Annotated in this window: 7 protein-coding genes; 6 read left to right on the top strand and 1 reads right to left on the bottom strand. The window is 47.3% G+C overall.

Going from position 1 to position 6,700, the window contains the following annotated elements:
* Window positions 1–148 precede the first annotated feature (148 nt).
* From ABW391_RS21190 to ABW391_RS21170, 5 genes are all read left to right on the top strand, one after another.
* Window positions 149–394, top strand: coding sequence for a hypothetical protein (locus ABW391_RS21190; protein ID WP_353483916.1), 246 nt, complete (start codon window positions 149–151; stop codon window positions 392–394).
* Window positions 373–765 carry a type II toxin-antitoxin system VapC family toxin gene (locus ABW391_RS21185; RefSeq protein WP_353483915.1) on the top strand — a complete coding sequence of 131 codons (393 nt, stop codon included), beginning with the start codon at window positions 373–375 and terminating at the stop codon, window positions 763–765. The genes ABW391_RS21190 and ABW391_RS21185 overlap by 22 nt, the downstream gene beginning before the upstream one ends.
* A 321-nt stretch (window positions 766–1,086) precedes the next feature.
* Complete coding sequence (locus ABW391_RS21180; RefSeq protein ID WP_353483914.1) at window positions 1,087–2,463, top strand: DUF3500 domain-containing protein; 1,377 nt, start codon at window positions 1,087–1,089, stop codon at window positions 2,461–2,463.
* A 70-nt stretch (window positions 2,464–2,533) separates the two neighbouring features.
* Entirely contained in the window at window positions 2,534–3,793 is a 1,260-nt protein-coding gene (locus ABW391_RS21175) for a HupE/UreJ family protein (RefSeq protein WP_353483913.1), read from the top strand.
* A 1-nt stretch (window position 3,794) separates the two neighbouring features.
* Window positions 3,795–4,733, top strand: a complete 939-nt coding sequence (locus tag ABW391_RS21170; protein WP_353483912.1) for an alpha/beta fold hydrolase — start codon at window positions 3,795–3,797, stop codon at window positions 4,731–4,733.
* Window position 4,734: 1 nt separating this feature from the next.
* On the opposite strand, the gene ABW391_RS21165 is transcribed toward ABW391_RS21170, so the two are convergent.
* The gene (locus tag ABW391_RS21165) at window positions 4,735–5,610 is read right to left on the bottom strand and encodes a helix-turn-helix domain-containing protein (RefSeq protein ID WP_353483911.1); all 876 of its coding nucleotides are present in this window, start codon (window positions 5,608–5,610) and stop codon (window positions 4,735–4,737) included.
* Window positions 5,611–5,727: 117 nt separating this feature from the next.
* On the opposite strand from ABW391_RS21165, the gene ABW391_RS21160 reads away from it, so the two are divergent.
* The gene (locus ABW391_RS21160; RefSeq protein ID WP_353483910.1) at window positions 5,728–6,690 is read left to right on the top strand and encodes a VOC family protein; all 963 of its coding nucleotides are present in this window, start codon (window positions 5,728–5,730) and stop codon (window positions 6,688–6,690) included.
* The last annotated feature ends 10 nt before the right edge of the window (window positions 6,691–6,700 follow it).

The following is a 6,700-nucleotide window of genomic DNA, read 5'->3' as shown; positions in this document are numbered from 1 at the left end:
ATGTCGGTTTTCGTCTGGCCCGGTCTTAACCCTTTGTACTTTTACCCTTTTTATGTATTGTTGGAAAATTAACGAGGTGCTTATCACAAAAAGCCTCGTCTTGATTCGATCCTTAAATTTCCTTAGCTTTGTCAAAAATTGAAAATCGATGACGATTCATATTGAGGTGAATAACCAGCAAAAAATGCGGTATTTGGTGGAGCTTTTAAAATCGATGGATTTTGTAGACCAGATCAGGGTTGATGAAGAAAATAAAGCTGTTGTTGCACCAGTAAAGGATGAACCCCTTTCAAGCAAATATTGGGGGGCATGGAAAAACAATCCACTAAGTATGGAAAAAATAGATTTTGAAATCCGTAAAATGCGCGATGAGTGGGACAGAGATATTTATTAGACACCAATATATGTCTGTATTTTCTAAATCAAACCCTTACGGAAAAGGGATTTAAATTGGTTGGCACTGCCATTGACAATGCCGAAGTTGCACTCTCGGTTGTAACCCAAATGGAAGTATTGGGCTTTAATTTTCCATCACCAAATGAAGAACAGATAACCAACGAATTTGTATCTGATCTTACTGTATTGCCTTTGTCAGAAGCAGTCGTTAGGCAAACAATCTCCATTCGAAAAAAACAAAAAATAAAACTCCCCGATGCCATCATTGGTGCAACTGCCTTGGTTTATGGACTCACCCTTATCACCCGTAATGTGTCAGATTTTAATTCCATCGAAGGTTTAGAAGTGCTGAATCCGTTTGACTTATAAACTTAGTTGAAGCTCAGGTGTCTGAAGTGCCTAAGGTGGTGAAAAAAAAGCAGCGAAGCTGCCACCAAAAACGAAAAAATCAATTTTTTCCTATTGATTCAAAAAAAAACTTCCACTCAAGCGGGTTCGTTTTGTATCCAATTCTCCACAAAAAGTCCTTTGCACCATTTTACAATCCTTTAGAAATTTGTCCCATCAAAATATACATTCTACGCTCAATAATGTTGAAAACAACCTGGACTTAGGCACTGATCTGAGCTGATCTTCCTTTGTCCGGATGTTTGCTTTTTATCCCTTATTCATCACTCTAATTCCATCCGAATGAAAAAAACAATCATTACTGCGCTGAGCGTTGCTGCTTTGGTCTTTTATGCCTGTAAAAAAACCGATGATCCAATTGTGTCTGTTACACCAAGTGTGGCTACCCTGGCCTGTGGTACGGCTACATTTTCAGCTACCGCTACCGCGAATGCTGCTTATACTGGCACGGCAAGCCTCTCATATACCGGCGGCAATGGCAATGCCTTTGCTGCGGGTACTGCTATTGCTTCCACCGGAGTAAGCGGTTTGAGCGCCACGCTTCAGGCTGGAACGCTGGCCAATGGCACTGGCACCTTGACCTACAGCATCAGCGGAACTCCTGATGCCGATGGCGTAGCCAATTTTGCAATCAGTTTTGGCGGTCAAACCTGTACGCTGGCACTTACAGTGAGCAAAGCCAGCACTTCCTCTGCCGATTGCTCCACCGCTACCGGATTGCAAAAAGTTGTCTGCTTGGCAGAAGCCTTCAAAGCTACCTTGAATGCTACCCAACTGGCTGCCTTACAGTTGACTTATTCCAAAACCAATGCGGTCAATTGGTCGAACCTGCCCCAAGCCCTGGTGCAAACCAAGCGGGTAGGCCTGGCTTTTAGCACCTTGAGCACTACCCAGTTGACCGCAGCAAAGGCTTTGCTGGCCGAAATCATGGGTTCCACCAACAACGAAGGCTACGCCGAAGCCATCGCCATTTTGGCAGCCGACGATTACCTCCTTGCCAATGGCGGAGGATCTACCTACGGTTCTGGAAATTACTACATGGCCTTTTTGGGCACACCCAGCACGACTGGATTGTGGGAATTGCAGTACGGCGGCCACCACATCGCGGTATCCAACACTTACAATGGTGGCAAAATGACTGGGGCCACCCCCTCTTTCCGGGCAGTAGAGCCTTTTGCACCTTTTAGTCAAAGCAGCGTCAATTATGAGCCCATTGGCCAGGAACGCGTGGCTTTTTCGGCCATGCTGACTGGTTTGAGTGATACGGAATTGGCCACGGCCAAACTTGGCTCCACCTTCAGCGATATTCTCTTGGGACCAGGCAAAGACGGACAGTTTCCTACCTCCAAATCGGGTTTGAAGGTCAGCACCTTGTCGGTAGCTAAAAAGACGCTGGTGCTGAATGCCATCAAAACCTACGTCAACGACATCGACGATGCCAACGCCGCCACCATCCTGGCCAAATACACTGCTGAACTGGATGATACCTACGTCGCCTATTCGGGTACAACTGCCATTGAAACCAAAAACGACTACGTGCGCATCGATGGCCCCAACATCTGGATCGAATATTCTTGCCAGGGCGGTATTGTGATCAGATCGGCTAATCACCCGCACTCGGTATGGCGCGACAGAACCGGCGATTATGGGGGCAATTAAAGGTCAATTTCGACTGGTATTTATTTTACTCAGTCGAAATTTTCTTATCATTTGGACTTTAACTATGTGGATGCTGCCTCTAGCAATGGAGGCGCATCCCATGCCCAACTCCTTGGTTCGGTTGAACGTATTGTCTACCCAGGTAAAGGCAGAAATTCAAATTCCACTGAGTGAATTGCTGGCAGCATGGGGAATGAATACGGAGTTGGATCCCCATCTTTTTTTGCGACTGCATAAAAGAAAACTGGAGCAGTACTTTTTGCAGCACATCCGACCCGTTTCAATGCGCAAAGTGCCCTGGAAAGTGGTAGTCAACAACCTGAGCATCAATACCACCGAGAATCCGATCAATGGCAAGTATTTTGAATTGGAGGCTCTGGTAAGACTCATTCCACCTCCGAGAGAAGACCTGCGACATTTTGTGTTGCATTACGATGCGGTGGTGCATCAGGTCATAACCCACCTGATTGTGGTATCGGTTCATCAAGATTGGGCTGCAGGAAAAATTGAGGGCGAAGCAAATCAATTGGGCACAATTCAATTGGATATTCCTTCTGGGCGGATTCCCCCACTGGAAGTCAATCTATCTCGTGGCAGTAGTTGGACAGGATTTGTCAATATGCTAAAGTTAGGCATGGAGCACATCGCGGAGGGAACTGATCATTTGTTGTTTTTGCTGGCTTTGTTGTTGCCTGCACCCTTGCTCAGCAACGGGAAAAAATGGGGCAATTATGGCGGATTGCGCTACAGCTTGGTTCGGCTGCTGAAGATCGTCACCGCCTTTACCTTGGGACATTCCTTGACGCTGTTGATCGGCGGAATGCATTGGTTGCTGGTACCGAGTCAACCCATAGAAGTCCTGATTGCCGTTTCGATTCTGATTGCGGCCATTCATGCCTTTCGACCGGTTTTTGTAGGAAAAGAAATTTGGATTGCAGCGGGTTTTGGCTTGATCCACGGCCTGGCATTTGCGGATACCCTGATTAAATTGGAGCTGGATGTTCCTCAATTGGTCATCAGTTTATTGGGCTTCAATTTGGGCATCGAATTGATGCAATTGTTCATCATTGCCCTGACTATTCCGGGATTGCTTTTGCTCAGTCGCACCTCGTTGTACCCTCCATTCAGGGTTGGCGCAACAATCTGCGTAGCCATAGCCGCATTGGCCTGGATGGTCGAACGGATCAGCGGACAGCCCAATCTGATCGGCAAGGACATTGAATTGCTCCGTTCGTTTGCTCCGCTCATACTTGTCATCATTACCACAATGGCCGTTGCAAGCTATTGGGTTCAGCACAAATACATTCCTCATCAGCACCAAAATCGCTAACATGCAAGCATTCAGGATTTTTCAACTTTGTTTCCCCTTTTTACTGATTTCCTTACTGGCCAACTGCCAACCAGGAGGTGGAATGGGCAAAGCCAATACCGACAACATCAAGCGCAAATGGCTCGATGTGGCTTATGCAAAGGCTTCTGCTGCGCAAAAAATGGACATTTATTTGCCAGAGGTAGGCAAAGGCCCCTTCCCAGTAATTCTGCACATTCACGGCGGTGCGTTCAAAATGGGTGATAAAGCCGATCGACAGGTGACGCCAGTTTTGGAAGGACTCAAACGGGGGTATGCCGTAGTCAGCATCAATTACCGTTTGAGTGGAGAAGCGATTTTTCCGGCTCAAATTTACGATGTGAAAGCTGCCATTCGCTTCCTTAGGGCAAAAGCGAAAACTTACCAACTCAACCCCGACAAAATCGTGGCTTGGGGCGGTTCGGCGGGTGGCCATTTGGCCGCCATGGCAGGTACTTCAGGCGGAGTGGCTGAATTGGAAGACCTGAAACTCGGCAATCCCAAAGAGTCCAGCCGGGTGCAAGCAGTGGTAGATTGGTTTGGGCCTATTGCATTTACGGATATGGATCCACAGTTCAAAGCCTCTGGCAAAGGGAGAACCGATCACGACGAGGCCAATTCACCTGAGTCTGAGTTGCTGGGCAAACAAATTACCCTTGCCGCAGATTTGGTGAAAAAAGCTAGTCCGGCCACCTACATCAGCCAAGATGACCCTTATTTTTTCATCCAGCATGGCACTGAAGATCCATTGGTACCTACCCAGCAATCCATCAACTTTGCGGAGGCACTTGGGAAGGTTTTGGCCAAAGACAAAGTGAGCATTGAATTGCTGGCAGGAGCAGGGCACGGCGGGCCTGCATTTGGCACTCCTGAAAACCTGGATAAGGTGTTTAAATTTTTAGAAAAAGTGTTTAAGAAATGATTTAACGCTGCTGCTCGCGAAACTCAACCGGAGAAACTCCCACGTACTTTTTAAACAGCCGCGCAAAATAGTTTGGGTATTCAAACTTTAACAAATAAGCGATCTCTGAAACGGAGTACGAAGTATGAATCAGATACTTTTTGCCTTCGCCGATCAGGTGTTCTTGCACCAGTTGGATAGCCGATTTTCCCGCTACCGCACGGCAAATTCGGTTGAGGTGCACGGGTGTAATGTTTAGCTCAGCGGCAAACTCTGGTATACTTTTGGGGAAATCAGCGGATTTGATTTTTTTCTGAAACCGGCGAAAATGACCCATGGTCAGGTTGTCGGTTTTTTGGTCTTCGTCCTGTTTAACCAGGCGGTGCAATTTGACCAATAGCAGGGCAAAAAGTGCTTTGACCATCGGCATGCGCTCCGCCTTGTCGTTGAACAATTCGAATTCGATGGACTGGATCAAGGTTCGAAAACCATCAAAATCGCTGGTTTCTTCAAAAGTACGAATGAGATAAGCCTGATTGAAAGTCTGCCAAATGGGCGAGGATGTTGGGAAAATCTCTTCGACTATCGTTTCTGAAAGCGTGAGAATATGGCCATAAACGTCGGGGGAATAATTCAGGCCGTGCAGAATGGCAGGGGGAATAAAGAAGAGACAGGGGGTGTCACAAGTGACTGATCCTCCTTCGGTTTGAAAAATCACACTGCCTTTTTCGATGACAAACAATTGAAAAAGATTCAAGTGTACATGGGTGTTGATGCTCCAGTTGAACAATTTACTGCGGGTAGCAATCAGTTCCAAAAAAATGTACTCTGGGGAATGCCGGGCAGTCGCATCGCCATAAAGTCCTTCGTAGTGGAGGATTGTCTTTTCTTTGGCCATCCTGATGTTCTTTTTTTATCTGCAATTGTAAAGATAGTTTTCCTGGGTTTCTAAAAAACTTCATGATCTTTGATGGCCAGACTTTATGTGCAACAGTTCGTTTTTCAACCCTTTCCTATGTCAGCAATCATCCGAGACCTTGCCCATTTGGCGCACATTGAAATGTATACCCCCAAATTGGACGAGAGTGCCCGCTTTTTTACAGAAATTATGGGCATGTACGTCAGCGCTGCCATTGGTGATTCGATCTACCTGCGGGCCTACGACGATTACGAGCACCATAGCCTCAAATTGACCGCCAACAAACATGCAGGCATTGGCCATTTTGCCTGGCGCACCCAAAGCCCCGCCGCCCTGGAGCGACGCGAGGAAGCCCTAAGTAAAACTAAATACGCAGTAGGTTGGCACGATGGAGATTTGGGCCACGGCCCCAGTTACCAATTTCGGTACCCCAGCGGCCACTTGGCAGAGCTGTACTTCGAAACCCATAAATTCAAGGCTTCTGGGGATTCGGTTTCTGCCTTGAAAAATACCGCCAGCAAATTTCCGGCCAGAGGCATCAACGTGCGCCGCATCGATCACCTCAACCTCCTCGCTCCGGACATTCGTGCTTTTCGCGATTTTCAATTGCATTACATCGGAGGAAACCTCAGCGAGTCGATTGTAGACAACCTGGAAGACATGAACCCCCAGGCGGTGTGGTTTCAGGTCAATTCCAAATCTTACGACCTGGCCGTTACTGCTGATCATTTGGGATTGAACGGGCGTTTTCATCACCTCACTTACGCCGTCAACAGCCGAGAGGAAGTACTCATCGCGGCCGATATTTGCCTCGAAAATGGCATTTTTATCGAAACCGGGCCGCACAAGCACGCCATCCAACAAACCTTCTTTTTGTACGTGTACGAACCCGGAGGAAACCGCATTGAAATTGCCAATACCACTGCGCGTTTGATCCTCGACCCTGATGTTGAAACCGTTTATTGGACCTTGGAAGAACGCAAAAAAGGACAAGCCTGGGGGTTGGCAACGGTACCCAGTTTTCATACCCGAGGCACGCCCATGCCTGAGGAATTGTAAAAAAATCACC

Source organism: Haliscomenobacter sp., assembly GCF_040403615.1.
Classification (GTDB): domain Bacteria; phylum Bacteroidota; class Bacteroidia; order Chitinophagales; family Saprospiraceae; genus Haliscomenobacter.
This window is presented reverse-complemented; position numbering and strand designations above follow the sequence as displayed.

Excerpts from the sequence above, each read along its gene's own strand:
- ABW391_RS21180 (WP_353483914.1), top strand. The coding sequence starts at position 1,087 with ATGAAAAAAACAATCATTACTGCGCTGAGCGTTGCTGCTTTGGTCTTT.
- ABW391_RS21160 (WP_353483910.1), top strand. The coding sequence starts at position 5,728 with ATGTCAGCAATCATCCGAGACCTTGCCCATTTGGCGCACATTGAAATG.
- ABW391_RS21190 (WP_353483916.1), top strand. The coding sequence starts at position 149 with ATGACGATTCATATTGAGGTGAATAACCAGCAAAAAATGCGGTATTTG.
- ABW391_RS21170 (WP_353483912.1), top strand. The coding sequence starts at position 3,795 with ATGCAAGCATTCAGGATTTTTCAACTTTGTTTCCCCTTTTTACTGATT.
- ABW391_RS21175 (WP_353483913.1), top strand. The coding sequence starts at position 2,534 with ATGCTGCCTCTAGCAATGGAGGCGCATCCCATGCCCAACTCCTTGGTT.
- ABW391_RS21165 (WP_353483911.1), bottom strand. The coding sequence starts at position 5,610 with ATGGCCAAAGAAAAGACAATCCTCCACTACGAAGGACTTTATGGCGAT.